The organism is Nostoc sp. (genome assembly GCF_035638895.1).
Classification (GTDB): Bacteria; Cyanobacteriota; Cyanobacteriia; order Cyanobacteriales; family Nostocaceae; genus Nostoc.
This window is the reverse complement of sequence record NZ_DASQZC010000583.1, coordinates 1-20,304: the sequence shown is the minus strand read 5'-3', so window position 1 is coordinate 20,304 and position 20,304 is coordinate 1. Positions and strand designations below refer to the sequence as shown.

The 20,304-nt window shown below is 41.8% G+C and carries 24 protein-coding genes, 2 tRNA genes and 1 other annotated feature; of the genes, 13 read left to right on the top strand and 13 right to left on the bottom strand.

The window, feature by feature from the left end; translation table 11 throughout:
* The 3 genes from recQ to VE944_RS28935 all read left to right on the top strand — a co-directional run.
* Positions 1 to 2,104, top strand: a 2,104-nt coding sequence (recQ, locus tag VE944_RS28945; RefSeq protein ID WP_324985586.1) for a DNA helicase RecQ, incomplete at its 5' end; no start/stop codon positions are given.
* A 51-nt stretch (positions 2,105 to 2,155) separates the two neighbouring features.
* Positions 2,156 to 2,728 carry a Uma2 family endonuclease gene (locus VE944_RS28940; protein WP_324985583.1) on the top strand — a complete coding sequence of 191 codons (573 nt, stop codon included), beginning with the start codon at positions 2,156 to 2,158 and terminating at the stop codon, positions 2,726 to 2,728.
* Between the two features lie 482 nt (positions 2,729 to 3,210).
* Entirely contained in the window at positions 3,211 to 3,915 is a 705-nt protein-coding gene (locus VE944_RS28935) for a hypothetical protein (protein ID WP_324985580.1), read from the top strand.
* Positions 3,916 to 4,183: 268 nt separating this feature from the next.
* Here VE944_RS28935 and VE944_RS28930 read toward each other — a convergent pair whose 3' ends face one another.
* The gene (locus VE944_RS28930; protein WP_324985577.1) at positions 4,184 to 4,429 is read right to left on the bottom strand and encodes a hypothetical protein; all 246 of its coding nucleotides are present in this window, start codon (positions 4,427 to 4,429) and stop codon (positions 4,184 to 4,186) included.
* A 231-nt stretch (positions 4,430 to 4,660) separates the two neighbouring features.
* Here VE944_RS28930 and VE944_RS28925 point away from each other — a divergent pair, with 231 nt between their 5' ends.
* Positions 4,661 to 6,637, top strand: coding sequence for an AMP-dependent synthetase/ligase (locus tag VE944_RS28925; protein ID WP_324985574.1), 1,977 nt, complete (start codon positions 4,661 to 4,663; stop codon positions 6,635 to 6,637).
* A gap of 42 nt (positions 6,638 to 6,679) precedes the next feature.
* Positions 6,680 to 7,129 (top strand): YlqD family protein, encoded by a 450-nt coding sequence (locus VE944_RS28920; RefSeq protein ID WP_012412623.1) that lies wholly within the window; start codon positions 6,680 to 6,682, stop codon positions 7,127 to 7,129.
* 41 nt (positions 7,130 to 7,170) lie between these two features.
* Here the strand turns inward: VE944_RS28920 and VE944_RS28915 are convergent, their stop codons facing one another.
* The gene (locus VE944_RS28915; protein ID WP_324985569.1) at positions 7,171 to 7,692 is read right to left on the bottom strand and encodes a hypothetical protein; all 522 of its coding nucleotides are present in this window, start codon (positions 7,690 to 7,692) and stop codon (positions 7,171 to 7,173) included.
* 478 nt (positions 7,693 to 8,170) lie between these two features.
* On the opposite strand from VE944_RS28915, the gene VE944_RS28910 reads away from it, so the two are divergent.
* Both VE944_RS28910 and VE944_RS28905 read left to right on the top strand, forming a co-directional pair.
* A complete protein-coding gene (locus VE944_RS28910) occupies positions 8,171 to 9,472 on the top strand; it encodes a dihydrolipoamide acetyltransferase family protein (RefSeq protein ID WP_324985566.1) in 1,302 nt (433 codons plus the stop codon).
* A gap of 160 nt (positions 9,473 to 9,632) precedes the next feature.
* Positions 9,633 to 10,511, top strand: coding sequence for an Rpn family recombination-promoting nuclease/putative transposase (locus tag VE944_RS28905; RefSeq protein ID WP_324985564.1), 879 nt, complete (start codon positions 9,633 to 9,635; stop codon positions 10,509 to 10,511).
* 103 nt (positions 10,512 to 10,614) lie between these two features.
* Here VE944_RS28905 and VE944_RS28900 read toward each other — a convergent pair whose 3' ends face one another.
* The 3 genes from VE944_RS28900 to VE944_RS28890 all read right to left on the bottom strand — a co-directional run bounded on the left by VE944_RS28900 (position 10,615) and on the right by VE944_RS28890 (position 12,154).
* Positions 10,615 to 10,779, bottom strand: coding sequence for a hypothetical protein (locus tag VE944_RS28900; protein ID WP_324985561.1), 165 nt, complete (start codon positions 10,777 to 10,779; stop codon positions 10,615 to 10,617).
* Positions 10,770 to 10,907 carry a hypothetical protein gene (locus VE944_RS28895; RefSeq protein WP_324985558.1) on the bottom strand — a complete coding sequence of 46 codons (138 nt, stop codon included), beginning with the start codon at positions 10,905 to 10,907 and terminating at the stop codon, positions 10,770 to 10,772. Before VE944_RS28895 ends, VE944_RS28900 begins: the two co-directional genes overlap by 10 nt.
* A 65-nt stretch (positions 10,908 to 10,972) precedes the next feature.
* Positions 10,973 to 12,154: an RtcB family protein gene (locus VE944_RS28890; RefSeq protein WP_324985555.1), complete on the bottom strand. Its 1,182-nt coding sequence runs from the start codon at positions 12,152 to 12,154 to the stop codon at positions 10,973 to 10,975.
* A gap of 414 nt (positions 12,155 to 12,568) precedes the next feature.
* Between VE944_RS28890 and VE944_RS28885 the strand changes: the two genes are divergently transcribed.
* The 5 genes from VE944_RS28885 to VE944_RS28865 all read left to right on the top strand — a co-directional run bounded on the left by VE944_RS28885 (position 12,569) and on the right by VE944_RS28865 (position 14,863).
* The gene (locus VE944_RS28885) at positions 12,569 to 13,456 is read left to right on the top strand and encodes a class I SAM-dependent methyltransferase (protein WP_324985589.1); all 888 of its coding nucleotides are present in this window, start codon (positions 12,569 to 12,571) and stop codon (positions 13,454 to 13,456) included.
* Complete coding sequence (locus tag VE944_RS28880) at positions 13,453 to 14,181, top strand: HAD family hydrolase (RefSeq protein ID WP_324985552.1); 729 nt, start codon at positions 13,453 to 13,455, stop codon at positions 14,179 to 14,181. Before VE944_RS28885 ends, VE944_RS28880 begins: the two co-directional genes overlap by 4 nt.
* Positions 14,182 to 14,246: 65 nt before the next feature.
* Positions 14,247 to 14,319 (top strand) — tRNA-Ala (locus VE944_RS28875).
* 86 nt (positions 14,320 to 14,405) lie between these two features.
* Entirely contained in the window at positions 14,406 to 14,624 is a 219-nt protein-coding gene (locus tag VE944_RS28870) for a type II toxin-antitoxin system HicB family antitoxin (protein ID WP_324985549.1), read from the top strand.
* Positions 14,624 to 14,863, top strand: a complete 240-nt coding sequence (locus tag VE944_RS28865; RefSeq protein WP_324985546.1) for a type II toxin-antitoxin system HicA family toxin — start codon at positions 14,624 to 14,626, stop codon at positions 14,861 to 14,863. The genes VE944_RS28870 and VE944_RS28865 overlap by 1 nt, the downstream gene beginning before the upstream one ends.
* Before the next feature lie 153 nt (positions 14,864 to 15,016).
* On the opposite strand, the gene rplL is transcribed toward VE944_RS28865, so the two are convergent.
* The 8 genes from rplL to rplS form a co-directional block, all read right to left on the bottom strand.
* Positions 15,017 to 15,409, bottom strand: coding sequence for a 50S ribosomal protein L7/L12 (rplL, locus tag VE944_RS28860; RefSeq protein WP_324985541.1), 393 nt, complete (start codon positions 15,407 to 15,409; stop codon positions 15,017 to 15,019).
* Between the two features lie 92 nt (positions 15,410 to 15,501).
* On the bottom strand, positions 15,502 to 16,113 hold the full coding sequence (gene rplJ / locus VE944_RS28855) for a 50S ribosomal protein L10 (protein WP_324985538.1): 612 nt from the start codon (positions 16,111 to 16,113) through the stop codon (positions 15,502 to 15,504).
* Positions 16,114 to 16,176: 63 nt separating this feature from the next.
* Positions 16,177 to 16,345 (bottom strand) — a sequence feature (ribosomal protein L10 leader region).
* 70 nt (positions 16,346 to 16,415) lie between these two features.
* A complete protein-coding gene (gene rplA / locus VE944_RS28850) occupies positions 16,416 to 17,129 on the bottom strand; it encodes a 50S ribosomal protein L1 (protein ID WP_324985536.1) in 714 nt (237 codons plus the stop codon).
* Positions 17,130 to 17,252: 123 nt separating this feature from the next.
* Positions 17,253 to 17,678, bottom strand: a complete 426-nt coding sequence (rplK, locus tag VE944_RS28845) for a 50S ribosomal protein L11 (protein ID WP_100898684.1) — start codon at positions 17,676 to 17,678, stop codon at positions 17,253 to 17,255.
* A 6-nt stretch (positions 17,679 to 17,684) separates the two neighbouring features.
* Complete coding sequence (gene nusG / locus VE944_RS28840; RefSeq protein ID WP_324985532.1) at positions 17,685 to 18,326, bottom strand: transcription termination/antitermination protein NusG; 642 nt, start codon at positions 18,324 to 18,326, stop codon at positions 17,685 to 17,687.
* A complete protein-coding gene (secE, locus tag VE944_RS28835; protein ID WP_324985529.1) occupies positions 18,326 to 18,547 on the bottom strand; it encodes a preprotein translocase subunit SecE in 222 nt (73 codons plus the stop codon). Before secE ends, nusG begins: the two co-directional genes overlap by 1 nt.
* Before the next feature lie 296 nt (positions 18,548 to 18,843).
* Positions 18,844 to 18,916 (bottom strand) — tRNA-Trp (locus tag VE944_RS28830).
* Between the two features lie 145 nt (positions 18,917 to 19,061).
* The gene (gene rplS, locus VE944_RS28825; protein ID WP_012412089.1) at positions 19,062 to 19,424 is read right to left on the bottom strand and encodes a 50S ribosomal protein L19; all 363 of its coding nucleotides are present in this window, start codon (positions 19,422 to 19,424) and stop codon (positions 19,062 to 19,064) included.
* A 154-nt stretch (positions 19,425 to 19,578) separates the two neighbouring features.
* On the opposite strand from rplS, the gene VE944_RS28820 reads away from it, so the two are divergent.
* Positions 19,579 to 20,304 (top strand): glycosyltransferase family 2 protein (locus VE944_RS28820; protein WP_324985524.1); only part of this gene is annotated, 726 nt, incomplete at its 3' end.

Below are 20,304 nucleotides of genomic sequence, written 5' to 3'. Positions count from 1 at the left end.
ATTCCGCCCCGGACAACGGCAAATTATCGAAGATGCGCTGCAAAATCGAGATTTATTGATTGTGATGCCTACGGGTGGGGGAAAATCTCTGTGTTTTCAGTTACCTGCATTGATCAAAAAAGGCTTAACGGTGGTGGTGTCGCCATTAATCGCTTTGATGCAAGACCAAGTGGAAGGACTGCGAAACAATAATATTAACGCTACATTTTTGAATAGTAGTCTGAATCCCTATAAGGTGCGATCGCGGGAAGAAGCCATCCTCACCGGTAAAGTTAGGCTACTTTACGTCGCCCCAGAACGTCTGTTAAGTGAAAGATTTCTCCCATTTCTCGATTTAGTCAAAGAAAAAATTGGCATTGCGGCTTTTGCCATTGACGAAGCCCACTGCGTCTCTGAGTGGGGACACGACTTCCGCCCAGAATACCGCCAGATGAAATCTCTGCGGAAACGTTATCCTGATGTCCCTACCCTCGCCCTCACCGCTACAGCAACCGATCGCGTCCGTGCTGATATCATTCAACAACTAGGGCTAAAGCAACCCAGTATCCACATTGCTAGCTTTAACCGCCAAAACCTTTATTACGAAGTCCGTTCTAAAACCAAGTCTGCGTATGCTGAATTATTAGAACTTATTCGAGAAAATGAAGGTTCAGCAATTATTTATTGCCTAACGCGCAAAAAAGTTGATGAACTCACCTTTAAATTGCAAAATGATAAAGTTGCTGCCTTGTCTTATCATGCCGGATTAACTGATGAAGAACGCAGCAGCAATCAAACTCGATTTATTCGGGATGATGTGCGCGTCATGGTGGCAACGATTGCCTTTGGAATGGGAATTAATAAGCCAGATGTAAGGTTAGTAATTCACTTTGATTTACCGCGTAATTTAGAAAGTTATTATCAAGAATCAGGCAGGGCGGGAAGGGATAGTGAACCGTCACGTTGTACGCTTTTTTTCAGTTTCAGTGATATTAAAACCATTGAATGGAGTATTAACCAAAAAACTGACCCCCAAGAACAGTTGATTGCTAAACAACAACTACGTCAGGTAATTGACTATGCTGAAGGTACTGTTTGTCGGCGGACAATTCAGCTAGGTTATTTTGGCGAACGTTTTCCCGGTAATTGCGGTAACTGCGATAATTGCCGTCATCCCAAACCAATGCAAGATTGGACAACTGAAGCCATGAAGTTTTTATCGTGTGTGGCGCGTTGTAAAGAAAGATTTGGGATGCTGCACATTATTGATGTGTTGCGGGGGGCAAAAAAAGACAAAATTATCCAGTACGAACACGATAAACTTTCTACCTACGGTATTGGCAAAGATAAGAGTGTAGATGAATGGCGAATGTTGGCGCGATCGCTTTTACATCAAGGGTTAATAGAACAGACTAGCGATGGTTACTCAGTTTTGAAACTTAACCCCCTCAGTTGGGAAGTGATGCGGCGACAGCGTACAGTTTCTCTTGTTGTTCCCGTAGCACAGAAGGTTACTTGGGAAGAAGGGAGTGAGAAGGCTGTTGAAGCAGAGATATTAATGCACAGGTTGCGATCGCTCCGTAAACAACTTGCTGATGAACAATCTGTACCACCTTACGTTGTCTTTCAGGATTCTACCTTGAAATTGATGGCACAGGTACAACCCACAACACTAACGGAATTTGGTAAACTTTCGGGCGTAGGTAGTCACAAACTTTCCCAATATGGCGATAAATTCCTCGCAGAAATTCGCGCCTATCGCCAAGAAAAGGGTTTGGTAGATCCACCCCAAGTTAAATTTACACCCTCTGTTAACTTACCTTCTGACACTGAAATATTCACATTACAATTACATAAACAAGGTTTAAGTGTTAATGAAATTGCCAAAAAACGCAATATTCGCCCGACAACAATTATTCGCCATTTGACAGATTTGATTGAAAAAAATCAGCCTGTAGATATAAATCAGTTAGTACCTCTCGAACATCAGCAAAAAATTTGGCAAGTTTTAGAAGTGCTTGGTGATATCTCTTTAACGCCAATTCGAGAACAACTCGGTGAAAGCTATACTTTTGATGAAATTCGCTTAGTACGGGGTAAGTGGCGGCGCGAAAATCGTAAGTGATAATTATATTTAATGATTAAAATACAAGAGCAAGATTAAAGGAGTTAGCCGATGAGTCAGATGCTTAATACAGGAGTACGCTGGACAATTCACGATGTGGAACTCTTGGCAGAAAATGAAGGGACGCGCTATGAGATAGTTGATGGAGAATTATTTGTGACTAGAGCACCTCACTTTAAACATCAGCAAACTTGTGGAAGAATTTTCCGACAACTTGATGTTTGGTCAGAGTCTACTGGTTTAGGAGAAGCTGCGATAAACCCCGGCGTTTTATTTTCCGAATCAGATAATGTAATTCCTGATGTAGTTTGGGCTACTAAAGAAACCTTGGCGGTAACATTGGATGAAGCGGGACATTTAACTGGCGCACCAGATTTAGTAGTTGAAGTTCTGTCTGCTAGCAAAGAAGACCTAAGACGAGATAAGGAAGCTAAACTTAAGCTTTATTCTTCCAGAGGAATAAAAGAATATTGGATTGCTGATTGGCGATCGCGTAAACTAGAGGTCTATCGACGCGAACAAAATCAACTTAAATTGGTAGAAACCTTATTTAGTAGCGATATTATAATTTCTCCTTTATTGCCTGGTTTTAGCTGTACTGTAAACCAGTTTTTTCCTGTATAAATTTTAGGTTGAGTGGAAAAACAAATCTTAAGTAACACAATAAATAATCAAACTCTCATTTTTGAATATTACCTTGAGACATAGCCTTGCACCAATAAGTAAATTTTATCCTCATTAAGGCGATGTTATCCACCTTTAACCTATTCCACTATTCCAAAAAACCCTACTTCGTTTCATAAAATGTGCTTGAAAACCTTAATTTCTCGTTTTCAGTTCTCAATAAGCTTAAGCTTTGTAGCACAAATATTATTAGTGGGATAGGTTCTTGAAAAGGCTAGTACGCGACGGCGGAAATAGAGCAACCATTTAGAATCCCTAAAGAGCTTATTCCATAATACTTTTGAATGCGTGACTTCCGCCTTACGGCACTAAGCTTAAATATAGGTGAGAACCGCTATAGTATTTTGTTGACAAGCTCAAATTAATTACTATAGTATATTACCTTATATGTAGTTTAATGAGACAAATAATACAAAATAATTATGAGCAATAAAGTTAGCATTTTGATAGTAGTAGCAGTATTGCTTGCAAATTCTACAGCCCTAAAGCCTTCGACTGCGACAGAAAAAAATCTTGCTTTGCTTGCTAATAATATTAGCTTTATAGCTCCAGAGCAAATTAAAATAGCACAAGCTATAGAACCTAGAGTTATTAAGCTTAGTCTAGCAGATTCTGGTGTTTCAGTAGGAAGTGTCTTGTCTTGGGGATTTGCTGGTTTGATTCAAAAAAGATCAACTGATTGGGTACGTTTAGAAATAAGTGATAATCAAGTAAAAGTAGTACATACCACAAGAACAACTAATTGGTTAACTCAAGCTTCTAAATGGTGGGATCATCCTGTCAGGAAAATTGCTTTTAAACCAGATTCTTGTAAAATAGATAACGTCTCAAATGCAGGTGGCTCAGATATAGAAACCCAATTACGAGACATAAAAAAGCTATACGATTCTAAACTAATAACTGAGCAACAGTATCAAGAATTGCAGCGTAAAGTTATTAATCAGATAAATACAACACCGAACCAACCTAACACTAGTAATTCTGAATGTATTTTATTAGGAGAAAATGCAATAGTAAAACTTAAAGATATGACTTTATTAACTAAAGGAGAATTTAAAATTGAATATTTAGAAGGTAATGAATGGAAATATGCAGCTTTTAGAGTACCAGAAAAAGAATATCGCTAGCAAGTTGCAAATAATAAATTTTTCAAATATAGGCGTTATAGCAATCCTATTTGATAAAGATTTTTTGGTACATAGCTCGCTCTTAGGGGGCGAAAAAACTAATCATATCGGACTAATTCAAGCCACATCAAAGAGTGAGCGCGGCATCTCTTGGACTAATGACTGAGGTAGACATTAGGCTGTATATTCTGTTGTTTTGCCAAAATGTAGGTGAGGTAGATAAACTAGCTCACATACATTTTAAAATAATTTACTGGCAATTTGTCCATCAATTCGGAGAACAATTAGGACAAAAATCAGGACTAAATTTACAGAATTTGCTTCCTGTCAATGCATAAGCTGTACAATAAGGAAAACTGGTAAGTTCAATTTTAGCTGCTTGTAATTTGGAAGCATTTGGCAACGCTTCAGTAAGTTTAGTTTTCTGGCCCAGAAAGAGAGCTAAAAGCTTAGGAAACGCCATGCAAGCAGTAATGTTGAGCAGCGTTAGCAGTATAGCGTCTATCAAATTCATAGGTAATGATCTCCTGTGAAACGTAGGCGATTGCTGTTCTTAGCTGCAAACACAATCATTGCTTGCAGTCTATGTAAATTAACTTTAACATAAATTTTTGTAAATATAAACGTGCAATTCCTGGAATTATCATACACAGAGGGGAATGTGGATAATAAGGACGGTTATTGTAGCGTAATAACAAAATAAGCTAAGAATTACGATTAGTTTACGATATTTAGGTAAGGTGTTATGTCAACAACCCAAACCGCGTCTTCTTTTTTATCTAACATCAGTGAACAAGAACGCCACGCATTAAAGCGGTTGGTAGATTACACAAATGTGGAATCACTGCCAGAAATTTGGCCTTTGGCAGCTAGGCGATTTGGTGATGTTGTCGCCCTCCGCAACCCTCATGCTAAACCAGAAGTAGCGATTACTTATACCCAGTTGGCAGAGCAAATGCGACTATTTGCTGCTGGATTGCAGGCGTTGGGAGTGAAGGTAGGCGATCGCATTTCCTTAATTTCTGACAACAGTCCTCGCTGGTTCATTGCCGATCAAGGCATAATGACTGCTGGAGCCGTTGATGCGGTGCGTAGCTCCCAAGCAGAAAAAGAAGAACTGCTGTTTATCATCGCTAATAGTGGCAGTACAGCAATAGTAGTTGAAGATTTAAAGACACTTAAAAAACTGCAAGACCGTCTCAAAGATTTACCAATTGAGGTGGTAATATTACTGTCGGATGAAGCACCATCGACAGACGAAACCCTAAAGTTGCTGAACTTTGCCCAGTTGCTTGAAATTGGGAAAAATCATAATTTTGTGCCAGTCAAGCAAAATCGTGATGCTCTAGCAACCCTAATTTACACCTCTGGCACCACAGGTAAACCCAAGGGTGTAATGCTGTCTTATAGCAATTTGATGCACCAAGTGACAACCTTTGGCACTGTATTGCAACCAAATGCTGGCGATATCGTTCTCAGCATCTTACCTTCCTGGCATAGCTACGAACGAACTGTTGAATATTACCTACTATCTCAAGGTTGCACGCAAGTTTATACCAATTTACGCTCTGTAAAAGCAGATTTGAGAGAATTTAAACCCAACTACATGGTGGGTGTACCCCGGCTGTGGGAATCGATTTATGAAGGAGTGCAAAAGCAGTTCCGCGAACAACCAGCCAAAAAGCAACGCTTAATTAATTTTTTATTAAGCAATAGCGAGAAATATATCAAAGCGCGGCGGGTTGCTCAAGGATTAAGTTTAACTAATCTTCATGCTTCAGCCGTCGAACGATTAGCAGCTAAAATCCAAGCATCTGCTTTATTACCCCTCCATGCTTTGGGAGAACGACTGGTTTATGCCAAAGTGCGCGAAGCTACAGGAGGACAAGTTAAGCAGATGATTAGCGGCGGTGGTGCGCTTCCCAGACACATAGATAACTTCTTTGAAATTATTGGTGTGCAGATTTTGCAAGGTTATGGCTTGACAGAAACTTCTCCTGTTACCCATGTGCGGCGTCCTTGGCGAAATTTGATTGGTGCATCAGGGCAACCACTTCCAGCTACAGAAGCTAAAATCGTAGATCCTGAGACAAAAGCGCCTCTACCAGTAGAGAAACGAGGCTTAGTATTATTGAGGGGGCCGCAGATTATGCAAGGCTATTACCAAAATCCCGAAGCGACAGCGAAAGCAATTGACGCTGAAGGTTGGTTTGATAGCGGTGATTTGGGTTGGCTGACACCAGAATACGACTTAGTGCTAACTGGCAGAGCAAAGGATACGATTGTATTGACCAATGGGGAAAACATCGAGCCACAGCCGATCGAAGATGTGTGTTTGCGATCGCCATACATCGATCAAATTATGCTCGTCGGCCAAGATCAGCGCAGCCTAGGAGCCTTAATTGTCCCCAATGTTGAAGCCTTAGAAAAATGGGCAGCCAGTCAAAATTTGACACTGGATACGCAGAATGATTCGGTTGCTTCTTCACCTACTCAAAAAATTGACTTGGAGAGTAGAATGATCCAGGATTTATTTCGGCAAGAATTGAATCGGGAAGTGCAAAATCGTCCAGGCTATCGACCAGATGACCGCATTGGAACGTTTAGACTGATTCTGGAACCGTTTTCCATCGAAAATGCCTTGATGACACAAACACTGAAAGTTCGCCGACACGTCGTCACGGAACGCTATCGCGATATTATTGACGGCATGTTTGCCTGATGATTCCACCTCCCAACTAGTAAGAGTGAACGTGAAATATTTATGGATGTCTCCAAATCTAACTTGCTCCTGAAACGTGTTGTTAACGTCAAAGTCATTGTGACTCCCCTCTGGAAAGAGGAAGTACAACAGCAGCTGCAAACGCAAATTAATCAACTCGATCAGCAACTGCAACAGCTAGACGTAGAAGGACAAAGAGCGATCGCTGCAATTCAAAAGCAGAGTCTGCAACCACCAGGTCCCCAGACTCTCCAACAAATTGACAATATCCAACTCCAAGTCAATCAAAAGAAAAGTGAATTTCTAGAGCAGAAAAATCAATTGCTGCAAAACCTTCAGCAAGTGCAGTTTCTTCAGCAAGATCAGGAAGTCAACCAATTCCAAATGGAAGGCTTTTTCCGGGTAGAGATCGGTGATAACCTGATTAGCAAAATGCAAGTCGAAATCGTTCTGCGCGATGGCGTTGTAGAAGAAATTCGCGGCGACATTTAAATTTGTCATTTGTCATTTGTTTTATGACTAATGACCAATGACTAATCACAGATGTGATTTAACTTTGTTTGGGAGCGGCTTCCAGCCCAACATTCCACCTGGGAGCCAGCCCAAACAATTTGCCAGACTGGAGGTGAGCTAATAAATAGCGATCGCCCAAAAGTAGTCATCTCAACTCGATATTTAATACCAACTGAATCATCACTCCTCTTGATTTGCGTAATCGTCACAAGGGCTTGATTTCGTTGTGGATAAGCTACCTCTACCTTTCGCGTTCCTCCCACTGATGCTAGGTCGTCAAAGGCATTCAGGGCGAGGGTAGCAGGATCACTACCTTGGAGAGATGAGTTGAGCTTTTCTAAAGGTAGGGTTTTAAAATTTGAACGCTCTGAGTATGCCACAACCTCTTGAGACTGATGTATTGCTCCCACCTGCTGGGTTTGTACATCACTAGTCTCAACAATCGGTGTAGATTGCTGGCTCTGAGTAATGTATACTCCAGCGCCAGCAGTGGCAAAGATACTTAATATCACAATCAAAAAGAATTTCAACTTTGCCGACATAAAAGTAAACAGGAATTTCAAATAGGTTTATGACCAATTTTGAATTCTAGATTGAACTGCATTTTATATCCTCTACCTGTGAGAAGCTCCTGTATCTTAAGCAGTGGTTATGAGGAATATAAATAGCAATCCCATTTAATCCGTGAGAAACTCATGATGGTTGTTCCAAGTCAACGACTAAAACGAGATCGAGATATTGGCTAACTATTGACGATAGCTCTGTATTATAGACCTCTAAGTTATATTTAGGTTCCTAGAGTCAAGAGACGCGATTATACTCTTACGAGAAGCCGCTCTTCGAGCGTCTACGCGTCTGTACAAGAGTCAAAAGTTAGTAACTCTCCCCCATTCCCCACTCCCCACTCCCTACTCCCCAATTAAAATATAAAATCTCCAGCCCAAAACTCTCCCACCAAGATACAATTCGATCTGATAAAAACTGTTAAAGTCCATAAACCATTGATTCCCAAACCACCCTATGAGCATTCACGAAGTATTTATGCCGGCGCTGAGTTCCACTATGACAGAAGGCAAAATCGTTTCCTGGGTGAAATCGCCAGGGGACAAAGTGGAAAAAGGCGAAACAGTGGTGGTTGTAGAGTCAGATAAGGCAGATATGGATGTAGAAACCTTTTATGAGGGATTTCTTGCCCATATCATAGTTGAAGCTGGTGAAACTGCCCCGGTAGGATCTGCGATCGCCTTCATCGCCGAAACGGAAGCTGAAATTGAACAGGCCAAATCTCTTGCCAATTCTGGCGGCGCGGCTGCTACTACTACCGCTTCCTCTGAACCAGTTCCCGCCGCAGCTTCAGTTGCCACACCTGCCTTAGCGTCTCAAAACGGGTTTAACCACAAAGAAGGAAGGCTTGTAGCTTCACCCCGGGCCCGCAAGTTAGCCAAAGAACTCAAAGTTGATTTAACTACACTCCAAGGCAGTGGCCCCCACGGTCGCATTGTCGCTGAAGATGTAGAAGCATTGTCTAATAAGGGCAAACAACCCGCCCCTGCCCCAGTTGCCCCACCAGCACCTGTACCAACCAGCGCCCCAGTTGCACCCCCAGCACCTCGCACACCAGCACCCGCGCCAGCAGTAGCGGCTGTTCCTGGTCAAATCGTGCCTTTAACTACCTTTCAAAATGCCGTAGTGCGGAACATGGTAGCTACCATAACCGTGCCCGTCTTCCGTGTCGGTTATACAATTACCACTGATGGGTTAGACAAACTTTATAAACAAATTAAATCCAAAGGCGTGACAATGACAGCGCTATTGGCGAAAGCTGTAGCGGTAACGTTGCAAAAACATCCATTGTTAAATGCTAGCTACTCAGACCAGGGTATTGTTTATCATTCTGATATCAACATTTCTGTAGCTGTGGCGATGGATGATGGTGGATTAATTACACCTGTGCTGCAAAATGCAGACGCAGTGGATATTTATTCTCTATCGCGTACTTGGAAATCTTTGGTAGAACGTGCCAGGACAAAACAACTACAGCCTCAAGAATACAACAGTGGTACCTTTACTCTGTCCAATTTGGGGATGTTTGGCGTAGATAAATTTGATGCAATTTTACCGCCTGGACAAGGTTCAATTTTAGCGATCGGGGCATCTCGTCCGCAAGTGGTAGCAACACCCGACGGTTTATTTGGCGTGCGTCAACAAATGCAAGTAAATATTACTTCTGACCACCGGATTATTTACGGTGCCCATGCTGCGGCGTTCTTGCAAGATTTAGCAAAATTGATTGAGGCGAATCCTCAATCTTTGACAATGTAATTTTGAAAAGACACCAAATTTAAATGTTAGCGCTATCAGCGAACATTACTTTTTCGTAGAATAGCGCTAACAACAAACAATACTTAAACTAAATTTTTGATGGACAAACTATGTAGCGATATCACATCTCTACATGAGTTTATTTCCAAATTATATCAAAGTGACATACGACAACACGCTGAAATATCTGGTTGAGCAGTATCCAGAAGATTTTATCCGCTACTTACTCGCATCTGAAGCAACGGATATCCAAATTCTCAAGACAGAATTAAATCAAGAACCAATCCGTGCCGATTCTGTAACCTTTTTGCAAACTGCCAGTCAAATACTGCATTTGGAGTTTCAAACCTTACCAGCATCCACTCCACCCTTGCCACTACGCATGTTGGACTACTGGGTGCGGCTATATCGACAATACAATTGTGATATCGAGCAGATAGTAATTTTTCTTAAACCTACAACTTCAGAAGCTGTTTTTGTAGATCAATTTACTGCCCGCAATACTACCCACCGTTACCGCGTCATCCGAATTTGGGAACAAGATCCAGAACCATTACTGTTATCTCCTGGTTTATTACCTCTGGCAACTTTAGCGCGAACAGATTCTCCTCAAAGCTTACTCCAACAGGTAGCAGTTCAGGTGAGTATGATTGAAGAAGAAGCCACTAAGCAGAGTATCTCGGTATGTACCCAACTTCTAGCAGGGTTGGTATTTGAGCCAGAACTAATTCGTCAGTTTTTGAGGAGAGAAGATATGAGAGAATCTGCCATTTATCAAGAAATTCTTGAAGAAGGACTGCAAGAAGGTAGACAACGGGGCATTGAACAAGGTCTTGAACAAGGTCTTGAACAAGGAAGGCAATCAGAACTGAGGCTAGTGATGCGTCTATTAAATCGTCGGCTTGGTTCAATTAATTCTCAGTTACAATCTCGGTTGCAAGAGTTGTCCTTGGCTCACTTAGAAAACTTGGGTGAAGTATTACTAGATTTTGTCAGTGAAGCTGATTTGATGAATTGGCTAAATACAATAGAAAATTAGAGTTTGCTCTAAACCTTTCTACCAGTTACAAAAAAAGTCAGATTTTCGTACCTAGCTCCTTGCTAGCTTGCTTCTGCTTCAATTTTTTGACGATACTCTGCTTTTAATTATGTTCTAAAAAAGTATTGAGTAGTTTTATCCCCTTAGTCAGGGCTGCATGATATATGGCTTTGTAACGCTCAAACTCAGGAATATATCCTATCCAGATACCAGCACTTACTTTAAGATAATTAGGAATGTGCCAAAGAGGATTTTCTGCTAACCACATCGTTCAAAATCTCGCGGAATATGGTAAACTTTACACCCTAATAATTGTGCAGCCTCAGTCATCAATTTATTTTCGCTAACACTAGCAGATGGCTCTATTTGTTGAGTTGATTCACTTAAAACAATCATTTATTTCTCAGCGCAACTTTGCATTTAAAAAATAAAAAAGGTGGACATTGCCCACCCTATCTAATTTATCCCTTCACACAGAGAACTTGCTTGAGCGTTGCTACAACTTCGACCAAATCCGCTTGATTTGCCATAACTTGCTCAATCGGCTTATAAGCACCAGGAATTTCATCTAACACACCCTCATCTTTGCGGCATTCTACACCATTTGTTTGCTCTATCAAATCATCAAGTGTATAGACATTTTTTGCCTTATTTCTAGACATCAAACGCCCTGCACCGTGAGAACAAGAACAAAAACTGTGGGCATTACCTTTACCCTTAACGATGAAAGACTTTGCCCCCATCGAACCGGGAATAATCCCATAATCTTCAGTCTGGGCGCGGACTGCACCTTTACGAGTAACGTATACATCCTCATCAAAATGCACTTCTTTTTCGGCATAATTGTGATGACAATTAACCTGCAATAAAGGTTTAGTTGCCTTCCCACCTGCTAAATGCTTCTCGACAATATGCTTAAAACGCGCCATCATCACATCGCGGTTGACACGCGCATAGTTTTGTGACCATTGCAAATCGTGCCAGTATGCTTGAAATTCTGGCGTACCAGCAACAAAATGAGCTAAATCAGGGTCAGGCAATTTATTACCTGCCATTTTTGCTAATTCCCTGGCTGTGTGAATATGACACTGGGCGAGTTTATTGCCAATGTTACGCGAACCAGAATGCAGCATTAGCCAAACTTGATTCTCTGTATCAAGGCACACTTCAATAAAATGGTTTCCTCCACCGAGAGAACCCATCTGTTTCATTGCTTTACTTTGTAAGTCTTGCACACCGCGATGCAAGTCTTTAAAATCATCCCAGTGTTGCCAATTGCTAACAGATTTTTCAACGTCTTTGTTTTCGTTGAATCCAGTCGGAATTGCAGCTTCAATATCCAGGCGGATTTTCTTGAGTTTACCTTCGAGTTGTTCGGCGGTAAATGATGTTTTGATAGCGCTCATCCCACAACCAATATCCACACCCACAGCAGCCGGGATAATCGCTTCTTTGGTTGCAATTACAGAACCTACTAAGGCACCTTTTCCTAAGTGAACATCTGGCATTAAGGCGACATGCTTAAACACAAATGGTAGTGATGCTACATTCTTTGCCATCTTAGTTTCTTCTGGGCCCAAAGAGTGATTTGCCCAAGATAAGACGGGTGTTGGTGTGGTAATTTCTAACTTTTCGTAGGACATAATTGTTTCTATTTTGGATTTTAAATTTTAAATTTTAGATTTGCGATTGGATGGATGGTACTGATAATTATCGGTATGACTTATACCCATTATTTAGTAATTGTTAAAGCTATTTTTTCTTATTGGTAGTAAGAATTTTAGTGCTGATTACGAACTTGTTTACCCATCAATTTAAACTTGACACGCTACTACTTAGTTGTAGCAATTCAAATGCTGTATTGTCTTTGATTTGGCTAGCTCAATTTTCGTGAAGCCGAAAAACTACTCTTAAGGAAGTAGTAATTTTATATTACAAATGTAACATATAGAGTTACAAGCGTCAATCTGCTCGCCACAGAAAGAAAAGATATATTAAAATTTGTAAAGAAAATCACTTTGATTGAAAAACCTTTTGCAACTACTGACACAACACCTATGGCAGTGCGTCAAGATACAATTTGGGAACGTTTTTTATCCCCTGTAGTGCGTCTTTTGATTGATGAACAAGGGTTACGACGTTACGCTGATAGTATTGATTGGGAGAAAGAGAGCGATCGCTATCGACGAGATGATGTGATAATTCCGGCATACTACAGCAGCCAAAATTTTCACGGGATTACAGGCGGATATCTGAATTACGGTGCAGCAGTTAGTTACGATCCGATTACCCAATATGTTCTGCCACCGAATGAAACTATTGTCCGTCAGGCTTTAATTGATACCGTCAAAGTAAAACCACGACGCATACTCGATTTAGGCTGTGGTACAGGTTCCACTGCTTTAATGTTAAAGCAAGTTTTCCCCGAAGCGGAAGTTATTGGTTTGGATTTATCACCTTATATGCTCGTAAGGGCAGAAGATAAAGCTATAAATGCTGGTTTAGATATAGTCTGGCGACATGGGAATGCTGAAAAAACTGGTTTCAGAGATGCAACATTTGACTTAGTGACAGCTTCTTTGCTATTCCACGAAACACCAGATGCGGTGTCTTTAGCAATTCTGCGCGAAAGCTTCCGGTTACTGGTAGCTGGAGGGCAAGTATTAATTCTCGATGGAAATCAGAAGACTCTGCGTCAGTTAGAATGGCTTAATGATGTTTTTGAGGAGCCATATATTCGTGAGTATGCTGCTGGTAGCGTAGAGGCGAATATGGGTGCAGCCGGATTTGAAGCTGTGCGATCGCACGATGTATGGTGGATAAATCAGGTAACTAGCGGCATTAAACCAATAGCAACTGAAAATATCCGTCAGTATATTCCCACATCAATAGATAATAATGATTTGGAGGGACTTGGATCTCCAGCATTTGGCATAAGGGCATGAGTTTAAAGGCAGTTCTCTTTGATTTTAATGGTGTCATCATTAACGATGAGCCAATCCACCTGCAACTGATAGATGAGATTCTCATCGAAGAAAATCTCCAACCCCAACGGGTGAGTGAGCGTCAAGCTTCTCTAGGACGCAGCGATCGCGCTTGTTTTGGGCAACTACTCGCTAATCGTGGTAGAGTCGCTAACGAAAGCTATTTAACTCAGTTGCTGTACCGCAAAGCCCAAGCCTATGTGGTGGAACTAGAGAAAATCGAGAAACTGCCTTTATATCCAGGTGTAGAAGACTTAATATTTCAAGTGCGATCGCGGAATCTGAAACTAGGTTTAGTTAGTGGTGCTATTCGCCAAGAAATAGAATTGGTACTACATCGAGCTAAACTAGCTGAACATTTTAAAATTATCGTCGCGGGTGATGACATTACCACCAGTAAACCAGAACCCGATGGTTATCTACTGGCAGTGAAACGCCTAAATCAAGAATATCCTCAATTGAATCTTCAACCACACGAGTGTCTGGCAATTGAAGATACTCCAGCCGGTATCGAAGCGGCGAAGCGATCGCAGATGCAAGTTGTTGGTGTAGCTAATACTTACCCATTCCACATGCTCCAGCGTTGCTGTAACTGGACTGTTGATTATCTCAGTGATTTGGAACTCGAACGGGTACAGAAGGTTTATTCTCAAAAAGAGCCTCAACCATCGATAACTGAATGTTAGAATACTATATGGTGATAGTCTATTGAGTTAATGAGTGATATTACTCTTGACTTAGCATAGATTTTGGGGAATTAGCTCAGTTGGTAGAGTGCTGCGATCGCACCGCAGAGGCCATCGGTTCAAATCCGTTATTCTCCATGTGTCCTGGACAATAATTATTTAATGGGCAGAACAGAATGCTTTAGCTGTCTTTTGGATGTCAATTTAATTTAGGAGAAGTAACTGTGAAAAATATCAAAATCATTGTGGAAAAGCACTCTGATGGATATGTTGCTTATCCTTTAGGTATTCAAGGGGTTGTAGTTGGTGAAGGTGACACTTATGAAGAAGCTCTAAATGATGTGCGTTCGGCTATTTTGTTTCATGTCGAAACTTTTGGAGAATCGGTACTAGAATCTGAATCCTTAATACTTGAAGCTTTTGTGGCAGAAGCAAGCATATAATGACAAGATTTCCTGTTGATGCTTCTAAATCAAAAGTAATTAAAGTGCTTGAGAGTCTTGGATTTTCAATAGTCAGAGAAAAAGAGCATATTTCTATGATTAGACAAAATCCTGATGGCACAACTACTCCTTTAACTTTGCCAAATCATAAACTGATCAAAGGTTCTACCCTCAGAAGTATCTGCACTCAATCCGGTATATCACGGGATGATTTTATTGCTGCTTATGAACAGGTATAGAAATATAGTAGCTGCGATCGCCGTACTGGATGCGGAGGGTGCGGAGATTTTGACGGGTATTGGGGAAATCGTATGCAGTCTACATTGAAGAAAAATCCAAAAAAAGGAGCCTAACTTAGGCTCCTTAATAAAAAACTGGTAATAGAATTGTGATTACTTAACAGTCACCTTACCGCCAGCTTCTTCGATGCGCTTCTTAGCATCTTCAGCAGCATCCTTAGCAAGACCTTCTTTAACTGCCTTGGGCGCAGCTTCTACCAAGTCTTTCGCTTCTTTCAGACCCAAACCAGTCAATTCCCGGACAATCTTCAGCACGGCAATTTTCTTATCAGCTGGTACTGATTCAAGAATCACTTCAAACTCGGTTTGCTCAACAGCTTCCTCAGCCGGAGCAGCACCACCAGCACCAGGCATCATCATCATGCCGCCAACAGGTGCAGCAGCACTCACGCCAAAAGCTTCTTCAATTTGCTTGACTAACTCAGAAGCTTCCAACAAAGAAAGGGTTTTTAGTTGTTCTAAAATTTGATCGGTTGCAGCAGACATTGATATAACTCCTGTAATTTTGATTATTTATTAGTCATAGTCATTAGCCTTTAACTATAGACTTTTGACTTTTGACTGATGAACCATGAAGTCTATTCAGCAGCAGTTTCGGTGCTACTATCAGCAACAGTTTCGGCTTCGGTACTGCTATCTTGAACAGCAGCATCAGTGCTACCACCACTTTGCTCTTGGTCAGACACAGCCTGCAAAGCACGAGCCAGTGAACCAGGAACTTCGTTGATACCCACAGCAATCTTGGTAGCCAAGGCGTTGATAGCCCCAGCAATTTGGGCGATGAGTTGTTCCTTAGATGGCAAGTCTCCCAGTACCTTGACATCAGGTTCTTTGAGTAGGCGACCTTCCAGTACACCACCACGAAGTTCTGTTTTCTTGGTGACTTTTTGGAATTCTTGGTATGCCTTAATTGCCGATGAAAAATCTTCTTTTACCAGCAAAAAGGCGGAAGAACCGTTAAGTAATTCCGACATAGGCTGCCATTTTTCATCATCTTTAATGGCAATGCCCATTAGGGTGTTCTTCGTCACCTTACAAACAGTACCACTGGGACGCAGGCGCCGCCGTAAATCGCTAATTTCAGCAACAGTTAGTCCCTGATACTCTATTACCAGGGCCAGAGTTGACTCACTCAAAGTTTCTTTGAGGTCAGCTACTATCTCTTTTTTATTTTCTAGTGTTCTACCCATTCCAATCTCACCTCCTTAAAATAATCGGTGAAGTGCCCTACTTGTACGTTTTTTCTAAACCTGAACCCAAACAACAAACCCCAGCTAATCTAGCCGGGGTCGAGTATTAAGACTCTTGACGCCATAGTTATCACACCTTTAAGGGTGGTAATTCTGACTATTAGAGTTTTAACCTCGGCAGGATATTTAAGCTATTAGCACCTGCTGTCTCCGGCTTTGCGTATTTAATTGAAAGTTAGGAGTGAGTAGTTAGGAGTTAGAAGTTTTATTCTTAACTCCTAACTTATAACTCATAACTCTTATTAACCTGCTTCGCTCAGTTTCAAATCTCGTAGGGCGGTGACATCAATTTTAATTGATGGCCCCATTGTGGCTGACACATAAAATGTGCGCCAATAACGACCTTTAGCCCCTGAAGGACGGTTACGGTCAATCGTCTCCTGCAATGCCTTCAGGTTGACTAACAAATCTTCAGGCGAGAATGTTGTCTTACCAAACATAACATGGACAATGCCAGTTCGATCAGCTCGGAATTCTAATTTACCAGCTTTGAATTCTGCGATCGCACTTCCTAAATCAAATGTTACGGTTCCACCTTTGGGCGATGGCATCAAACCACGAGGCCCAAGCAATTTACCCAGCTTTGCCACCTGTGGCATCACATCGGGTGTGGCAATCAGCTTGTCAAAATCCATTCTACCTTTCTGGATTTCGTCAATCAGTTCTTCTGAACCGACTATATCAGCACCAGCGTTGCTTGCTTCGTTTACCTTTTCGCCTCTGGCTATCACCGCCACCCGGACAATTTGTCCTGTACCTTTGGGCAATGCTACCGTTGTCCGCAACTGTTGGTCTGTATACTTAGGGTCGATTCCCAACCGGATATGCGCTTCCGCAGCTTCGGTAAATTTAGCTGTTGCTGTGTCTTTGAGAAGGGCTAAAGCCTCTAAAGGTTGATAGTCCTTATCTTCTACTTTTGCTTGCAGTCCTTGCAAACGACGCGATATTTTTGGCATTTTGTTCTCCTGGGGTAATTCCGAAGCTTCGCCTCTCCCCCGATAATTTTTAGTTATCAGTCCTTTGCCATCTGTCTTTTGTCGCTAGTTTTTTACTAATGACAAACGACCAACGACCAATGACTAATCCGTGATTGTTACACCCATATTTTTAGCCGTTCCTGCCACAATCTTCATTGCCGCGTCTATGTCGTTGGCATTAAGGTCGGGGAGTTTCGTTTGGGCTATTTCTTGCAATTGGGCTTTGCTAATTGACCCTACCTTCTTTTTGTTGGGTTCATTCGAGCCTTTTTCAACTTTTGCCGCCTTCCGAATCAGCACTGATGCTGGTGGCGTTTTGAGTACAAATGTAAAACTCCGGTCTTCAAAAACCGAGATTTCCACAGGTATCACCATTCCAGCTTGGTCTGCTGTTTTGGCGTTATACTCTTTGCAGAACATCATGATGTTAACGCCATGTTGACCCAAGGCGGGCCCCACTGGCGGTGCTGGGTTGGCTTTTCCAGCATTCAGGGCCAGTTTAATGACCGCCACTACTTTCTTCGCCATTTGTATTTAACTCTGTTTCTCTACCTGATTAAATTCCAGTTCTACTGGTGTATCCCTGCCGAAAATTGAGAGCAACGCTTTAAGTTTACTCCGTTCTGGAGAAACTTCAATTACCTCGCCTTCAAAATCTTTAAATGGGCCAGAAAGCACCATTATCTTATCACCAGTAGCCATGTCAATTTTGAGAACCGGCTCTTGTTCGCTGGTTTGTTTGAATATGCGTTCGACTTCTGAAGAACTCAATGGTATGGGGTTCACATGACCGCGACCCTTACTGCTACCACGCTTTTGTTCTGCACCAACAAAATTAATTACATGGGAGGTATTTCGTACCACCTGCCAGGTATCATCATCCATCATCATCCGCACCAGCACATAGCCAGGGAAAACTTTTTCTTCTGTATGCTGACGACTGCCATCTTTGCGGATTTTCACCGCCGGCGTTTGCGGAATTTCTACCTGAACAATTTTGTCGGCTACATCAAAAGTTTGAATGCGTTGCTCTAAGTTAGTCTTTACACGTTTTTCACAGCCTGAGGCTACTTGCACTGCATACCAGCGTGCTTCTTTTGACGCTGTTTCTGCTGTTTCTGCTGTTTCCTCCGACTGCAACATTGAGTTGCGCGGTTCGTCTGTTGCAAAAGTCATCAGAACACCTGTTTAGCTGCCCAAGCAAACAATCCATCGACCAAGTATATCAAAGATGCGGAGAGTGCCACCATTAACAACACAGCGGCGGATTCGCTCACTATTTGTTGCCGACTGGGCCAAACTACTTTTTCAAGTTCTTCTTTGGTTCCCTGTATGAAGTTGTTAAAGCTAAACCCATTTGTGGTTTCTGGCAATTCTGCTTCACTTTTTTTGGCCACGACCCTTTATCCCCCGTTTGTCACTCAATTTTGGATTTTGGATTTTGGATTTTAGATTTATCTCATGCTTTAAGACAAAGGCACTCAACTTCAGATTTTGGGTTGTCCATTTGATTGTTTGTCAATCCAAAATTTAAAATCTAAAATTTGTTCATCCAGATTTGCAGTTTCGACTCTATTCCGCTTAACTGAAAGCAAAACAACTACAAATACAATGATTTAACCCGAAATTATTATCGCTAACTGCTATATTAGCAGTTGCGTAATTATTTCGGGCTTTGTTTTTTGCTCTTGAGCGCGCCCTGGAGGACTTGAACCCCCGACATCAGGTTTTGGAGACCTGCGTTCTACCAACTGAACTAAGAGCGCACAAGCTGTTTTTGATTCAGTTATTGCGCTGAACTAAGTTTCAGTTTAACGCAACACGCGATTTTTATCATACCTCAATTTCGTCGAGAAAACAAGTTAGCGGCAGATGCCGCTTAAGATTTCTCTCATACTATTGAAGGACGAATCACAAAGGGCGGTCAAACCGTTGCTTGATCCGGGTTGCCTTACCTACGCGATCGCGGAGATAATATAGTTTAGCACGGCGTACCTTACCACGACGTAATACTTTGATGCTGTCAATCCGGGGAGAATGCAACAGAAACACCCGCTCAACACCCACACCTTGAAAAACCTTACGGACTGTAATAGTCTCGTTGATGCCACCGTTGCGCTTGGCAATCACTACTCCCTCGTAGGGTTGTACGCGATACTTTTCGCCTTCCTTGATTTTCACTCCGACTTTTACTGTGTCGCCCACATAAATGTCGGGCAGATTCGATTTTAGCTGTTCCGCTTCAATCGAGCGGATAATCTCTTGAGCGCTCATAGTCTTTCTGTCTGCTTAAAAAAAATCTCACGATCATCAATGATAAATCGATAATCCTATTTCAGTCTACTTGTTAGGATTAATAATTTTACTCATACAACAGCCTAAAGCTCAAATCTATATTGCAAAATGCTGTAACACAGGAGTGAAATTTATGAAATTTAGCGTCGTCATCAGTACCTATAATCGCTTGAATTTGCTCCAAAGAGCAGTTGATTCGGCTCGTAACCAAACAATCGAGTGCGAGGTGGTTGTAGCCGATGACTGTTCTTCTGATGATACCCAAACATATCTCAAAAGTTTAGGGGACAAGGTTGTTTACCATCGTAACGATGTGAACCTTGGCCATGCAGCAACGGTAAATGCTGGAGTTGCCAAAGCTAGCGGCGACTGGATTAAGTTTTTAGATGATGACGACTATTTAGCGCCTAACTGCATAGAAGAGATGATTAAGGCGATCGCACTTCATCCCGATGCTGTAATCTGCTCTTGTGTCGCGGCTCAGGTGGATGGTAATGAAGTTGAACTCAGTCGCACCCCCCAAGTTGGCCCCGGTTTAGCTTTTTATATCCCACAAGCCGATATTCACTACGGTATGCTTTTAGAGCTTGTACCATTTGGCACGCCTGTACAAGTTGCTTCCCGACGTGATGCTTTTCTAAAAAGTGGTGGTTGGGACTCTACACTCGATGCTAACTGTGATGATATCGATTCATGGATTCGGATTGCCCAGTTTGGTGATGCTATTTTCCTTAATCAGTGTCTTGCTTACCGCACTATCTGGCCAGGTGCTTATAATCAAAAGTTTTCTTTGTCTCAACGGTTAGCTACAAATATTTTGATGAAGGAAAAAATTTACGCCTTGGTGGATGAGCAACAT